The 13287-nt window shown below is 71.2% G+C and carries 13 protein-coding genes and 1 pseudogene; 5 read left to right on the top strand and 9 right to left on the bottom strand.

What is annotated here, in order from left to right:
* Positions 1-5 precede the first annotated feature (5 nt).
* Genes AB0H93_RS42495 through AB0H93_RS42480 form a run of 4 tightly spaced genes read right to left on the bottom strand, consistent with a single transcriptional unit; the run spans position 6 to position 4116 of the window.
* Complete coding sequence (locus AB0H93_RS42495) at positions 6-929, bottom strand: VOC family protein (protein ID WP_358582218.1); 924 nt, start codon at positions 927-929, stop codon at positions 6-8.
* A gap of 43 nt (positions 930-972) precedes the next feature.
* Positions 973-2157 carry an acyl-CoA dehydrogenase family protein gene (locus AB0H93_RS42490; protein WP_358582216.1) on the bottom strand — a complete coding sequence of 395 codons (1185 nt, stop codon included), beginning with the start codon at positions 2155-2157 and terminating at the stop codon, positions 973-975.
* Positions 2157-3203, bottom strand: coding sequence for a 4-hydroxy-2-oxovalerate aldolase (dmpG, locus tag AB0H93_RS42485; RefSeq protein ID WP_358582214.1), 1047 nt, complete (start codon positions 3201-3203; stop codon positions 2157-2159). The genes AB0H93_RS42490 and dmpG overlap by 1 nt, the downstream gene beginning before the upstream one ends.
* A gap of 7 nt (positions 3204-3210) precedes the next feature.
* Positions 3211-4116, bottom strand: coding sequence for an acetaldehyde dehydrogenase (acetylating) (locus AB0H93_RS42480; RefSeq protein WP_358582211.1), 906 nt, complete (start codon positions 4114-4116; stop codon positions 3211-3213).
* Positions 4117-4343: 227 nt separating this feature from the next.
* Here AB0H93_RS42480 and AB0H93_RS42475 point away from each other — a divergent pair.
* Positions 4344-4751: pseudogene (locus tag AB0H93_RS42475) on the top strand (transposase); the annotation flags it as partial.
* 41 nt (positions 4752-4792) lie between these two features.
* Here AB0H93_RS42475 and AB0H93_RS42470 read toward each other — a convergent pair.
* From AB0H93_RS42470 to AB0H93_RS42455, 4 genes are all read right to left on the bottom strand, one after another.
* Positions 4793-5578, bottom strand: coding sequence for a 2-keto-4-pentenoate hydratase (locus AB0H93_RS42470; RefSeq protein ID WP_358582209.1), 786 nt, complete (start codon positions 5576-5578; stop codon positions 4793-4795).
* A gap of 161 nt (positions 5579-5739) precedes the next feature.
* Complete coding sequence (locus AB0H93_RS42465; protein WP_358582206.1) at positions 5740-6783, bottom strand: ferredoxin--NADP reductase; 1044 nt, start codon at positions 6781-6783, stop codon at positions 5740-5742.
* 13 nt (positions 6784-6796) lie between these two features.
* Entirely contained in the window at positions 6797-8449 is a 1653-nt protein-coding gene (locus AB0H93_RS42460) for an FAD-binding protein (protein ID WP_358582203.1), read from the bottom strand.
* The gene (locus AB0H93_RS42455) at positions 8446-9312 is read right to left on the bottom strand and encodes an alpha/beta fold hydrolase (protein ID WP_358582201.1); all 867 of its coding nucleotides are present in this window, start codon (positions 9310-9312) and stop codon (positions 8446-8448) included. The genes AB0H93_RS42460 and AB0H93_RS42455 overlap by 4 nt, the downstream gene beginning before the upstream one ends.
* Before the next feature lie 221 nt (positions 9313-9533).
* Between AB0H93_RS42455 and AB0H93_RS42450 the strand changes: the two genes are divergently transcribed.
* Positions 9534-10115: a flavin reductase family protein gene (locus AB0H93_RS42450; protein WP_358582199.1), complete on the top strand. Its 582-nt coding sequence runs from the start codon at positions 9534-9536 to the stop codon at positions 10113-10115.
* Positions 10116-10170: 55 nt separating this feature from the next.
* On the opposite strand, the gene AB0H93_RS42445 is transcribed toward AB0H93_RS42450, so the two are convergent.
* The gene (locus tag AB0H93_RS42445) at positions 10171-11058 is read right to left on the bottom strand and encodes an IclR family transcriptional regulator (RefSeq protein WP_358582197.1); all 888 of its coding nucleotides are present in this window, start codon (positions 11056-11058) and stop codon (positions 10171-10173) included.
* 231 nt (positions 11059-11289) lie between these two features.
* On the opposite strand from AB0H93_RS42445, the gene AB0H93_RS42440 reads away from it, so the two are divergent.
* The 3 genes from AB0H93_RS42440 to AB0H93_RS42430 are packed head-to-tail and all read left to right on the top strand — an operon-like array spanning position 11290 to position 13076.
* A complete protein-coding gene (locus tag AB0H93_RS42440) occupies positions 11290-12147 on the top strand; it encodes a TIGR03619 family F420-dependent LLM class oxidoreductase (protein WP_358582195.1) in 858 nt (285 codons plus the stop codon).
* A gap of 15 nt (positions 12148-12162) precedes the next feature.
* Positions 12163-12672, top strand: coding sequence for a nuclear transport factor 2 family protein (locus AB0H93_RS42435; protein WP_358582193.1), 510 nt, complete (start codon positions 12163-12165; stop codon positions 12670-12672).
* Positions 12669-13076: a nuclear transport factor 2 family protein gene (locus AB0H93_RS42430; RefSeq protein WP_358582190.1), complete on the top strand. Its 408-nt coding sequence runs from the start codon at positions 12669-12671 to the stop codon at positions 13074-13076. The genes AB0H93_RS42435 and AB0H93_RS42430 overlap by 4 nt, the downstream gene beginning before the upstream one ends.
* Positions 13077-13287: the final 211 nt, after the last annotated feature.

Raw genomic sequence — 13287 nt, 5'->3', positions numbered from 1 at the left:
TCCGCTCACCTTTCCTGGCTGAACGCCGCGAGCGGTTCGGAACCGGACCAGTCGTGGCCCCAGTAGCTGTCCGCGGTGATCTCCTCGGCCGTGTAGTACGTCTCGTCGACGAGAAGGCCGTCGCAGCCGTACTCGATGTCCCAGCCGCCGGGCGCGCGGACGTAGAAGGAGATCGCCTTGTCGTTGGTGTGCCTGCCCAGGGTCGACGACAGCGAGAAGCCGCGCCGGTTCACCTCGTCGAGGGCCCGGCCCACGGTGTCGATCTCCTCGACCTCGACCATCAGGTGCACCAGGCCCGGCGGCTCGCCGTGCGGGGCCGGGCAGACCGCGAGGCTGTGGTGGCGCTGGTTCACGCCCATGAACCGCACCCGGCGCGGCGGGGCGTCCGGGGTTCCGCCGCCGCCGACGCGGATGGCGCCGCGCGGCAGGAAGCCGAGCACCTCGGTGTAGAACTCGACCGTCTCCTGTGGACAGGTCGTCGGCAGCACCACGTGGCCCATGCCCTGATCGCCTGTGACGAACCGGTGGGCGTGCTTGGTGACGACCGGGCTGTGGTCGAGCACCGGCCCGAAGAACACCTCGACGGGAGTGCCGGTCGGGTCCTCGAAGGCGATCCCGGCCTCGATGCGCCGCTCGTCGCATTCGGCCTGCGACAGCGCCTTGACCGCCGTGCCTGCCGTCTCCACGTCGCGGCCGACGGCCGCGAGCCCGAACTGGTCGCGCACCTCCCAGCCGACGGCGAGGACCTTGTCGGTGTCGCCGGGCAGCACGATCAGCCGGGCGGCCCGCTCGTCCATGCGCAGGTAGAGACCGTCGGTGTGGGGACCGGTGGTCTCCTGGAGGCCGAGGGCGTCGACCGTGAGCTCGCGCCAGCGGTCGATGTCCCGGGTCTGCACCGTGAGGTATCCGAGACCGCGGATCTGGGGCATGTGCGTTCTTCCTATCTCTGCGCGGCGGGATCGTGGCGGGCGGTCAGATCATCGAGCGCATCGGGCCCGGCGGCGGCTCGATGCCGAGTTCGGTCAGCGCGGACACGTGGAAGACGGCGCCCGGGACGTGGATGGCGTGCACCATGCCCATGTGGCCGTCGCGCCAGAAGCGCTGGATCGGGTTGTCCATGCGCAGGCCGTTGCCGCCGGAGCGGGCGACGACCTCGTCCATCGCGCGGACGGCGCGCCACGCCGCGGCGACCTGGGTGCGGCGGCTGACCGCGCGCTCCCCGAAGCCGATCTCCACGCCCGCCGCCACCTTGTCGTAGATCCGGGACACGTTGTCGAGCAACGCGACGCGGGAGGCGTGGATCTCGGCCGCGGCCTCGCTGATCGCGAACAGCACGTAGGGATCGTCCTTGATCTTGGTGCCGGTGATCTGCACGCGCTTCTGCTGGTAGGCCATGTGGTGCGCGAGGGCGCCCTCGCAGATGCCGATCACCGCGGAGGTGATGCCCAGCGGGAAGGCCGTGGTGAACGGGACGTGGTAGGTCGGGTTGTCCAGCCCGGCGTCCCTGGGCGCCGACCCGTCGAGCATCGTGCTGAACGGGATCACCCGGTACGACGGGACGAAGGCGTCCTTGACGATGACGTCCTTGCTGCCGGTGCCGCGCAGGCCCACGACGTCCCAGGAGTCCTCGACGATCTCGTAGTCGGACCGCGGCAGGATCACGTGGTAGGCCACCGGCGGCTGGGCCACGTTTCCCTCCTCGTCGCCCATGAAGGCGCCGAGGAAGATCCAGTCGCAGTGGTCGGTCCCGGACGAGAACTGCCAGTGCCCGTTGAAGATGTAACCGCCGTCGACCGGCTTGAGAACGCCGAGCGGGGCGTACGGCGAGGCGATCCACGTGTCGGTGTCCTCGCCCCAGATCTCCTCCTGCACCCGGGGGTCGGCCATCGCCATCTCCCACGGGTGGACCCCGACGATGCCGGCGACCCAGCCGGTGGAGCCGTCGTGGCTCGCGACCTTCATCACCGTCTCGGCGAACTCCGCCGGATGCGCCTCCGCTCCGCCGTACCGGGCGGGCTGCAGCATCTTGATCACACCGGTCTCGCGGAGCACCTTGGCCGCCCGGTCGTCGAGCCTGCCGAGCCGCTCGTTCGAGGCGGCGGCCGCGGCGATCTCCTCGGCGCGCTCTTCGACCGCCGTCAGAACCGGGTTGGACATCAGCTCGCCCTCGCTTCGGTGTCGGAGCCGCGAGCGGCGAGGCCCACGGCGAGTTCGATCAGCTGGTCCTCCTGGCCGCCGATCAGCTTGCGCTTGCCCGCCTCGACGAGGATCTCGGCGCCGGAGACGCCGTACTTCGCCGCGGCGCGGTCGGCGTGCTTGAGGAAGCTGGAGTAGACCCCGGCGTAGCCCATGGTCAGCGAGAGCCGGTCGAGCAGGCACTCGCCGTCCATCACCGGCCGGACCACGTCCTCGGCGGCGTCGATGATCTTCAGGGTGTCGACGCCCGTGCGGATGCCGAGCTTCTCGGCGACCGCGACGAACGCCTCGACCGGGGTGTTCCCGGCGCCGGCGCCGAAACGCCGGGTGGAGCCGTCCACCTGGGTCGCCCCGGCGCGCACGGCGAGCACGGAGTTGGCCACGCCGAGGCCCAGGTTCTCGTGGCCGTGGAAGCCGACCTGGGCGTCGTCGCCGAGCTCCGCGACCAGCGCCGCGATCCGCTCGCTGGTGTCCTCCAGCACGAGGGCGCCCGCGGAGTCCACGACGTAGACGCACTGGCAGCCCGCGTCGGCCATGATCCGGGCCTGCTGCGCCAGCACCTCCGGCGGCTGGCTGTGCGACATCATCAGGAAGCCCACCGTCTCCAGGCCCAGCTCGCGGGCGAGCCCGAAGTGCTGGACGGAGACGTCGGCCTCCGTGCAGTGCGTGGCGATCCGGCAGATGGCCGCCCCGTTGTCGGCCGCCGCGCGGATGTCGTCCTTCACCCCGACGCCGGGGAGCATCAGGAAGGCGATCTTGGCGCGCTTCGCCGTGGCCACCGCGGTCTTGATCAGTTCCTGCTCGGGGGTGTGGCTGAAGCCGTAGTTGAACGACGAGCCGCCGAGGCCGTCGCCGTGGGTCACCTCGATGACCGGGACCCCGGCGCCGTCGAGGGCGGCCACGATGTCCCGCACGTGCTCGGCGGTGAACTGGTGCTGCTTGGCGTGCGATCCGTCGCGCAGCGAGGAATCGGTGATCCTGATGTCGAGATCGGTGCTGTAGGCCATGGGTTTCTCACTGCCCCTTCTGCGCGCGGATCCGCCGGGCGAAGCCCGCGCCGACGCCGGCCGCTGCGGCGGTCATGATGTCGAGGTTCCCGGAGTACGGCGGGAGGAAGTCGCCGGCGCCCTCCACTTCGAGGAACACCGCGACGCGGGCCATGCCACCGTTCACAGTGGACGGATCGTCGAACTGCGGCTCGGCGCGCAGGCGGTAGCCCGGCACGTAGCTCGCGACGGCCGCGACGGCCTCGTGGACGGACCGGGCGATCGCGTCCCGGTCGCAGTCCTCCGGGATCGCGCAGAACACGGTGTCGCGCATCAGCATCGGCGGCTCGGCCGGGTTCAGGATGATGATCGCCTTGCCCCGGCGGGCACCGCCGATCTCCTCGATGCCGCGCGAGGTCGTGATGGTGAACTCGTCGATGTTCGCCCGGGTTCCGGGCCCGGCCGACGGCGAGGCGACGCTGGCCACGATCTCGGCGTAGGCGACCTCCACCACGCGCGAGACGGCGTGCACGATCGGGATGGTGGCCTGGCCGCCGCAGGTGATCAGGTTGACGTTCGGCGCGTCGAGGTGCTCGCCGAGGTTGACCGCGGGCACGACCGCGGGCCCCAGCGCGGCCGGGGTCAGGTCGATCGCCTGGATGCCCCGCTCGGCGTACTTCGGCGCGTTCTCCCGGTGCACGTAGGCCGAGGTCGCCTCGAACACGATGTCCGGCTGCTCGTCCTGCGCCAGCAGCCAGTCGACGCCCGCGGCGGAGCTGATCAGCCCCTCGCCGTGCGCGCGCTTGAGGCCGGGGCTGTCGGGGTCCACGCCGATCATCCAGCGCGGCTCGATGGTTTCGGAGCGCAGCAGCTTGTACATCAGGTCGGTGCCGATGTTGCCGGAGCCCACGATGGCAGCGGTCGCCTTGGTCACTGTTCCATTCGTCCTAATCAGTTCTGGGAGTGAGCCATCGGGCACACTCCTGGTCGGTAGCCGGCCGGCAGGTGAGCACTCTGATGTCCTGGACCGTGTGAGTCCTGATGAAAGATCGTGCCCCTGCCGGTAGGCCGGGAGAGTTGATCGCTGCTGGGATGTCGTGCCCGCCCGTGGTGGCGTGAGCACTGCTTGATTAGGTCGCTGATGGTTCTCCCACCGGGCCTGAGATCATCACCTCCCAGCCCGGTCTGGGGCCGGTCCTCGGCGCCCGGGTGCTCGCAGAGTTCGGCGACGACCCCCACCGCTACGCCACCGCCAAACCCCGCAAGAACTACGCCGGCACCTCCCCGATCACCCGCGCGTCGGGCAAGAAGAAGGTCGCCCTGGCCCGGTTCGTCCACAACGACCGTCTCATCGACGCCCTGATGGCTCAGGCACAAAGCGCGTTGCTGCACTCGCCAGGCGCCCGCGTCTACTACGACCGGCAGAAAGCCCGCGGCGCCGGTCACAACGCCGCCCTGCGTCAACTCGCCAACCGACTCGTCGGCATCCTGCACGGCTGCCTCAAGACCGGCACCCTCTACGACGAGGCGACCGCCTGGTCGCATCACGCCGAAAACATCGCAGCTTGACATTTCAGCTCCTGGGATGTCTTTCAGGTTCCCGGTGCGCCTCACGCGAACCGGGCCGTGACCGACCCGAGGCCGGTGAAGTCGGCGCGGTACTCCTCGCCCGGCGCGACGTCGACGGCCCTCGTGCACGAGCCCGGCAGGATCACGTGCCCCGCTTCGAGCCGGACGCCGAAGGTGGCGACCTTGCGGGCCAGCCAGGCCACCGCGGTGGTGGGGTTCCCGAGCACCGCGCTGGTGTTCCCGCGGGCGATCTCCGTGCCGCCGGAGAACAGCACCGCCTCGATGTCGGCGAGGTCCAGCTCGCCGGGCTTGGCCCGGGCGGCGCCGAGGATGACGCCCGCGGAGGAGGCGTTGTCGGCGATGGTGTCGGCGAGGCCGATCCGCCAGTCACCGATCCGGCTGTCGATCAGCTCCAGGCTCGGGACGACGTACTCGGTGGCGGCGAGCACGTCCTCCTCCGTGCACCCCTCGCCCGGCAGCGAGTCGCCCAGGACGTAGCCGATCTCGACCTCGATGCGCGGGTAGCAGTAGCGCGCGGTTTCCACCGCGCGGTCCTCCGCCAGGAACATCGTGTCGAGGAGGTGGCCGTAGTCGGGCTCGTCGACGCCCATCATCCGCTGCATCACGGGGGACGACAGCCCGACCTTGTGACCGCGCACCACCGCACCGGCGGCGAGCTGCCGGCGGATGTTCAGCAGCTGGATCTCGTAGGCGTCGACCACGTCGATGCCGGGGAACCGCTCGGTGAGCGGATCGATCGGCGCGCGATCGGACTGCGCGGCCCGGAGGGCGTCGGCGGCAGCCTGTCGAGTTGTCGCATCGAGCATGCCTGAACGGTGCCAGCCGATCCCGCGCAGCTGGGATTCCTCTCCCGCTCACCGGGACCACCCCTGCGAGGTCGTCGCAGAACTCCTTCCGGACAAGCGAAAACCCGCGGTGCGCGCTCGCACCGCGGGTTTTCCCGCCCGCTCACCGGGACCCCGTCCGGTCAGTAGTCGTAGGTCAACTTCAGCCGGTCGGTGAGCGGCACGGCCTGGCAGCCGAGGATGATGCCCTCGGCGCGGTCGGTGTCGTCGAGCACTTCGTTGCGCTTGAGGTCGACCTCGCCTTCGAGCAGCACGCAGGCGCAGGCGCTGCAGGCGCCTTCCCGGCAGGAGTACGGCGCCTCCAGGCCCGCGGCCAGGAGCACGTCGAGCAGCTTGCTGCTCCGGGGCCACGACAGGGTGCGCGTCTCCCCGTCGAGGGTCACCTCGACCTCGCTCACCGGCCCGTCCTGGCTGATCTCCGGCGGATTCTCGTTGGCGGCGAACGGATCGCCGGTCAGCGAGGTGAAGCGCTCGACGTGCACCCGCTTCGGCGGCGCGCCGAGCGCGGTCAGCGATTCGAGCACCATGTCCATGAACACCTTGGGCCCGCAGACGAAAGCCTCGCGGTCGGCGTAGGGCCGCAGCAGCTCCCGCAGGCCCGCGGCGGTCGGCAGCCCCTGCACGGATTCCAGCCAGTGCAGCACGGTGAGCCGGTCGCCGTGCTCGTCGAGCCCGAGCGTCTGCAGTTCGTCCCGGAATATCACCGAGTTCTCGTCCCGGTTGGCGTAGAGCAAGGTGATCCGGCCACCGCCCGCGCGGAGCGCGGACTTGAGGATCGAGAGCACCGGGGTGATCCCGCTGCCGGCGGCGACGAGCAGCAGATCGGTGTCCAGCGACGCGGGGGTGAACGTGCCCGACGGGCTCAGCACGTCGAGCACGTCGCCCGCGACGACGTTGTCGCAGATCCAGTTCGAGCCGTAGCCGTCCTTGGTGCGCTTGACCGTGACCTTCAGCTTCTCGTCGCAGACCGGGGAACTGCACAGCGAATAGCAGCGGGCAGCGCCGCCCGGCCGGTCCGACGGGATCCGGATGGTCAGGAACTGGCCGGGCAGGTAGCCGAACGGCTCGCCCGGCTGCTCGGAGTGCTCCAGGACCAGGGTGTGCGCGTCGGCGGTCTCCCGGATCACCTCGACGACGCGAAGCTTCCACACCGTTGGCGGCGTCATGTTTCCTCCCGCCTCATCCGAGAACTCCCGCGGCGTGCTTCGCCGCGATGTAGCCGAAGACGATGGACGGGCCGATGGTGGCGCCGGGGCCCGCGTACTCGTTGGCCATGATGGACGCGGTGGTGTTGCCGGTGGCGTAGAGGCCCTCGATCGCCGAGTCGTCCGCGCGCAGGACCCGGCCGCGCTCGTCGGTGACCAGGCCACCCTTCGTGCCGAGATCGCCCGCCTCGATCCGCACCGCGTAGAACGGCGCCTTGTCAATCACGTCCAGGTTCGGGTTCTTCAGCGTGGGATCGCCGTAGTAGCGGTCGTAGGCGCTGTCGCCGCGGCCGTAGTCCGCGTCCTTGCCCGCGCGGGCGAAGCCGTTGAACCGGTCGACGGTCTGCCGCAGCGCGTCCGCCGGGATGTCGACGCGTTCCGCGAGGTCCGCGATCGTGCCGGCCCGGTGCACGATGCCCGCGTCGTAGAAGCTCTGCGGGAACGGCATGCCGGGCAGGATCTGCGCGAACGGGTACCTCGCGCGCGCCCTCGCGTCCATGACGAACCAGATCGGCCGGTGCTTGCCCGCCAGCTGGGCGTGCACGAAGTTCGTGTACGGGGCCGACTCGTTGGTGAACCGCTTCCCGTCCGCCGACACGATGATCTGGCCCGGGATGGCGCGCTCGGAGACCAGCGGGATCGTGGCGCCCGAGGGATGTTCGACCGAGGGCATCCACCAGGCGTCGTCCATGAAGTCCAGGGCCGCGCCCAGCTTCCGGCCCGCGGCGATGCCGTCCCCGACGTTCTCGACCGCGCCGAGGCTGTGGTTCTCCTGGCCGCCCTCGGGCAGGTATTCCGCCCGCATCTCGCTGTTGTGGTCGAAGCCGCCGGTCGCGAGCAGCACGCCGCGGCGCGCGCGGATGCGCTGCTGCTCGCCGTCGCGGCGCACCACGACACCGGTCACGCGACCGTCCTCGATCACCAGGTCGGTCATCGGAGCCCGCAGCCACAGCGGGATTCCGGCGTCCTTGAGCGCCATCCGCATCCGCGCGACCAGGGCCCGGCCGCCGGTGGACATGTGCCGCCGCCGGACGACGTTGGAGGACACCCGCCAGGCGGCGATCACCGACGCCCAGCGGCCCCGCCAGGTGCGCTTGACCATGGCCAGGTCGTGGTAGTCCTTGCCGGTGACCCACAGGCCCAGCGGGCCCTTCATGCTGTTGGGGCGCTGGAACTCCTCGTCCGCGCCGAGCTTCCGCGTGTCGAACGGCAGCGGCTCGACGGATCGCCCCATCGGCCGGCCGCCCTCGTACTCCGGGTGGTAGTCGGCGTAGCCCTTGGTCCAGTAGAACCGCATCCACCTGCTGCGGCACAGCAGTTCCATCGCGGCGGGGCCGTGGTCGACGTAGGCGTCGAGGCGGGCGGCCGGCACCTTGCCCTCGGTGAGCAGGTCCAGGTACCGGCGGATCGACTCGCGGCTGTCGTCGTGGCCCTTCGCCCGCAGCACGGGGTTGTTGGGGATCCAGATGCCGCCGCCGGACATCCCGGTGCTGCCGCCGTACTTCCCGGCCTTCTCGACGACCACCGTCGACAGGCCCGCGTCGGTGGCGGTGAGCGCGGCGGTCATCCCGCCGCCGCCGGAGCCGACGACGACGAAGTCGAACTCGTGGTCCCAGGACGCGGTCACGGCGCGTCCTTCCGCGTCAGGAACGCCAGCACCGCGCTCTCCCAGGCTTCCTTCTGCTCGATCATCGTCCAGTGCCCGCAGTTGGGGAAGATGTGCAGTTCGGCGTCGGGAATCGTGCGCATGGGGACCAGCGCCATGTCCACCGGGCTGACCCGGTCGTCGCGTCCCCACGTGATCAGCGTCCTGGCGCGGACCTTGTGCAGCATCGCCCAGTACGGCGGCTCGTCGGACTTCGCCGCGGCGGCGGCGACGGCCTCGAAAGCCTTGCGGCCGTACATCTTCCGCGCGCTGGCGAGGGTGCTCGGATCGGTGGCGTGCGCCCAGCGCTCCTCGATCAGCTCCTCCGTCACCAGCGACCGGTCGTACACCATGGAGTTCAGCCACGCCACGAGCCGTTCCCGCGTGGGTTCCTCGGTGAACTCCATCAGCAGGTTGATGCCCTCGCCCGGCGAGGGGCTGAAGAGGTTGCGGCCGATCCCGCCGATGGTGACGAGCCGGCGCACGCGGTCCGGCTGGTCGATGGCGAACCGGGTCGCGACGATGCCGCCCATGGAGTTGCCGATCACGTCCACCTGCTGGAGGCCGAGGCCGTCCAGGAATCGCCGGACGGCGTCCGGGGCGGCGACCATGGGATGCTCGTCGGTGGGGTCGCTGACGCCGAACCCGGGGAATTCCAGGACCAGGCAGCGGAAGTGCTCGGCGAAGACCGGGAGGTTGCCGCGGAAGTTCCGCCACCCGGTGACGCCGGGGCCGGACCCGTGCAGCATCAGCAGCGGCGGCCCGTCGCCGGCTTCGTGGTAGCGCAGGACACCGCGGTCCGTCTGCAGCTCGCGCAGCGTGGACTCGTAGCTCAGTTCCGTCATCTCACGCCCAAGCTCTCGAGGACTTTCAGGGGTTTCGCCGCTGCACGTTAGGCGCGGGCGCCCCGGTCGGGCGTCACGAACTCCCGATCAGCGGGATCGCGGGTTCCCGGCCAACGGGATCGCGACCGCGCGCGGAATCCGCTTCCGGGGCCCAGGGGTGCCTCCCGCTCAACGGGACGACGCGGCGAGAACGCCGCAACCGCGCGCATAACGTCGGTCCCGTGAACACCCAGCGTGCAGCGGAAGATCCTCAGGTGACGGTGGACGGCGCCCCCGCGGCGGTGGCGCCCACGCCGCTGGAGATGCGGCGGGCGATGGGTACCTTCGCCAGCGGCGTCACGGTGGTGACCGGGTACGACGGCGAGCCGGTGGGCTTCGCCTGCCAATCCTTCGCCTCGGTGTCCCTGGAACCGCCGCTCGTGCTGTTCTGCGCCGACCACCGGGGCCGGTCCTGGCCGCGGATCCGCGACGCCGGGCGCTTCTGCGTGAACGTGCTCGCCGAGCGGCAGAACGACCTGTGCGACCGGTTCGGTTCCAGCCGGGGAACCAAGTTCGAGGGACTGCCCTGGCAGCTGTCCCGGTGGGGCAGCCCGGCGCTGCCCGGCGTGCTCCTGCGGGTGCACGCGGAGGTGCACGACGTGCACGCCGCCGGCGACCACGACGTGGTGATCGGCCGGGTGCTGGAGCTGGAGACGCCCGTCGACGCGCCCCCGATGGTCTTCTTCCGGGGCAGGTTCGGGATCGCCCCGGAGCCGGAGCTCGTCATGCCGGACGCCTGGGGCTGGGGCGACACCTGGGCCTGAGCCGCCGTGCGCACCGGGTTTCCGCGGTGCGCGGCCGGAATCCGGCGCGCGGCGGTCAGAGCCAGTCGCCGGATCCGGCCGCCATCATCCGGTCGAGCGTCGCGGTCGACCAGGTCTTCTCGGGCGCGACCACGCTCATCTTGCGGCAGGAGCGCGGCTTCGCCGCGGCCGGGTAGAGCACGTCCGACACCGTCCTGGCGGCGTCCACGACCAACGGCGCCACCTTCTCCAACGGCGCCTTGACGTAGCCCACCAGCGAGATGCTGCCCACCGGTCCCTCCGGGCCGCGGACGGCGGCCGCCGCGCAGGCGAGCGAGGGAATGCACTCGCCCCGTTCGAAGGCGAGACCGCGGCGGCGCCGGATGCGGTTGAGCTCCTGGTGCAGGGTGCCGATGTCGCCGATGGTCCGGTCCGTCAGCCGCCCGATGCGGTCGCCGAGCAGCTCGTCCACGGTCTCGGGCGCGAGCCCGGCCAGGATCGCCTTGCCCAGGGCCGTCGAGTGCGCCGGGGCCCGGCCTCCGACGCACGAGGGCACCGACGCGGCGAACCGGCCGCCGACCTTGTCGAGGTAGTGGATCTCGCCGCCCTCCAGCACCGCGAGGTGAACGACCATTCCAGTTTTCATCTGGAGGTCGTGGAGCAGCGGTGCGGCGGCGCCGCGGAGCTCGTCGTGGGCATTGGCCTGGCCGCCGAGGCTGAGCGCGCGGCGCCCGAGCGAGTAGCCGGCGGCGCTGTGCCGGAGCCAGTCCAGCCGGACCAGCTGATCGAGGATCCGATGCGCGGTCGACCTGGGAAGATGCGTGCGTCGAGCCACGTCTTCCAGGGTGAGCCGAGCGGAGCAGCGCTCGAACGAGTCGAGGATCAGCGTCATCCGTTCCACCATCGACGGCGGCAGCTCGCGGCGCGGGGAGTCAGCGTTCTCGCGAGCGAAAGGGACAGTCATGGTTCTCCCCTCGGCCCGGCGTACCGGAAGTAAAACTGAAATGAATTCTTCCCGGTTGGGAACGGTAGCAGCGGCGCGCGAGCGGCGGAAGTCTCCCGCCGGGGTTTCGCCCGTGTTTCGGGCGGCCGCCGGCTCCCGGTGACCGGGACGAGCCGGGAGTTCGCGAGCCGGCTGGGCTAAACCTTGTCGACGGCCCGGTGAAACCGGCGCCGCGCGAGGAAAGGTCTGCAGATGAGAGTCGGCATCGCAAGCCCGGTGGTGACGCAGGTGCCCGGCGTGCATTCGGAGTGGGAGCGCACGGCGGGCATCGAGGAGCTCGGCAGGATCGCCGAGGCCGCCGACCGGCTGGGTTTCCACCACCTGACGTGCAGCGAGCACGTGGGCATTCCCCGGGAGGTCGCCGAGCAGCGCGGCGCGACCTACTGGGATCCGCTGGCCACGCTCGGATACCTGGCCGCGCGGACCACGCGGATCCGCCTCGCCACGCAGGTCCTGGTGCTCGGCTACCACCACCCGCTGGAGATCGCCAAGCGCTACGGCACCCTCGACCGCGTGTCGGGCGGCCGCCTGGTGCTCGGGCTCGGCGTGGGCAGCCTGGAAGAGGAGTTCGCGCTGATCGGCGCGCAGTTCGAGGGGCGGGGCTCCCGAGCCGACGACGCCCTCGCCGCCTTGCGGGCCAGCCTGTCGCAGCGGGAACCGGAGTACCACGGCGAGCACTACGACTACGCGGGTTTCGTCGTGGAGCCGCACGCCGTGCAGGCCCGTGTGCCGATGTGGATCGGCGGCCGGACGCTGCGCTCCCTCCGCCGCGCGGCGAAGCACGGCGACGGCTGGGTGCCCTTCGGCCTCGACACGGCCCAGCTGCGGGAGATGCTGGCCAAGGTCGACCTGCCGCCGGACTTCGAGGTCGTGCTCTCGGCGGGCCGCGCGCTGGACCCGATGGGACAACCGGCGGCAGCCGAGGCGGCGCTGGCACAGGTGCGCGAAGCGGGCGCCACGCTCGTCGGCGCCCAGCTGCGGGCGCGATCCGCCGACCACTACTGCGAGCAGCTCGAAGCCCTGGCCGGCATCGCGGCCGGCATCGATTGACGGGACGAGGTACCGATGGCTGAGGAATCCACCGATCTTGCCGAGCGGTTCGCCGCGCTGGAGGAGCGCCTGCGGCGGCTCGAAGACCAGCAGGAGATCGCCCGGCTCATCGCGAGCTACGGCCCGCTGGTCGACAGCGGGAGCGCCGAGGCGGTGGCCGACCGCTGGGAACCCGACGGCGCGTACGAGGTCGACGGGTGGTCGATGAACGGCCGCGCCGAGATCGTAGCGATGGTCACCGGCGCGACGCACCAGGGCTGGATCGAGGGCGGCTGCGCCCACTTCCTCGGCCCCGCGCACATCACCGTCGAAGGCGACGAGGCCGTCGCCGTGGGCCACTCGCTGATGGTGGTGCACAACGGCGGGGAGTTCGCCGTGCGCCGCGCCACCGCCAACCGCTGGCAGTTGCGGCGCGGCCCGGCGGGCTGGCGCGTCACCCGCCGCACGGGACGGGTGCTCGACGGCCGCGAGGAGTCGCCGCGACTGCTCGCCGCGCTCGATTCCGTTGCGGTGGAGGCGGAATGACCGCCCGGGAGGAGATCGTGGAGCGGCTCGCCGAGCTGGCGGCCGCGATCGACGCACGGGACTGGGCAGCCATCGAGGCCACCTTCCTACCGGACGCCCACGGGTACAGCCGGGACGGCGTCGAAGCGATCGTGCGGCAGATGCGCGATCACCTCGACGGGTGCGGGCCGACGCAGCACCTGCTCGGCAACCACCGGGTGGCGGTGGACGGCGACACCGCGCGTTCGCTCACCTACGCGCGCGTGCACCACGTCGGGGCCGGGCCGATGGCCGGGCGGTTCTTCGAGTGCATGGGCGAGTACGACGACCGCTGGGTGCGCACGCCGGGCGGATGGCGGCTGTCGTCGCGCACTTTCGACATGCGGATCGTCCTCGGCGACTTCGCCGTGCTCCGCCCGGCCTGAGCGCGAACTCTCCACGTCCTAATAGGACCGCCTCACGAGTCATTCCGGAAAAGGCTCATCCGCAAGGCGCCCGCTGCCTGGGAAAGCGGCGTTTTCGCGCGAAACCGGCGCCCCCACGCAGAACGCCGGTGAGGCCCGGCAAAAACACACCGCGCCACCGGCCGAGACGCCCCGCGCCGGGCCCCCCCCCCACCAGGGACCCCCCCCCACA

The organism is Saccharopolyspora sp. NPDC050642 (genome assembly GCF_040654735.1).
GTDB classification, from domain to species: Bacteria; Actinomycetota; Actinomycetes; order Mycobacteriales; family Pseudonocardiaceae; genus Saccharopolyspora; species Saccharopolyspora elongata.
This window is presented reverse-complemented; position numbering and strand designations above follow the sequence as displayed.